Genomic DNA, 683 nt, shown 5'->3' with positions numbered 1-683 from the left:
CTGCGTGAGGTGGTGTTCGGTGAGGACGCCGCGTTGTTGAGCGAGACGCGGTATGCGCAGCCGGCGCTGTTCGCGGTCGAGGTGGCGTTGTTCCGGCTGCTGGAGTCGTGGGGTGTGCGTGCGGACTTCGTCGCCGGTCATTCGGTCGGGGAGTTCGCGGTGGCGCATGTCGCGGGTGTCCTGTCGCTGGATGACGCCGCCCGGCTGGTCGCGGCCCGGGGCCGGCTGATGCAGGAGCTGCCGTCCGGGGGAGTGATGGTGGCGGTCCAGGCCTCCGAGGAGGAGGTACGGGGGCTGCTGTCCGGGCTGGAGGACCGTGCGGGTGTCGCCGCTGTGAACGGGCCTGCGTCCGTGGTGGTTTCGGGTGCGCAGGACGCGGTCGCGTCGGTCGTGGACCGGCTGTCCGCCGAGGGCCGGAAGGCGAAGGCCCTCACCGTTTCGCACGCCTTCCACTCGCCGTTGATGGACCCGATGCTGGACGCTTTCCGGGAGGTCGTGGAGTCGGTCTCCTTCGGGGCGCCGGTGCTGCCGGTCGTCTCGACGCTGACCGGCCGTCTGGTCACCGGTGAGGAATTCGGTTCGGCCGAGTACTGGGTGCGGCACGTCCGCGAGGCCGTCCGCTTCGCCGACGCCGTCGACTGCCTGGCCCTCGAAGGAGTGCGCACCTTCCTGGAGGTCGGCCC

General features: G+C 71.0%; 1 protein-coding gene. It reads left to right on the top strand.

Annotated elements, in window-relative coordinates:
• Window positions 1-9 precede the first annotated feature (9 nt).
• On the top strand, window positions 10-683 hold a 674-nt coding region (locus tag WDV06_RS37045), incomplete at its 3' end, for an acyltransferase domain-containing protein (RefSeq protein ID WP_395514185.1).

Source organism: Streptomyces racemochromogenes (assembly GCF_044129415.1).
Classification (GTDB): Bacteria; Actinomycetota; Actinomycetes; order Streptomycetales; family Streptomycetaceae; genus Streptomyces; species Streptomyces racemochromogenes_A.
Note: the sequence above shows the minus strand (reverse complement) of the source record. Positions and strands in the feature narration are given on the sequence as shown.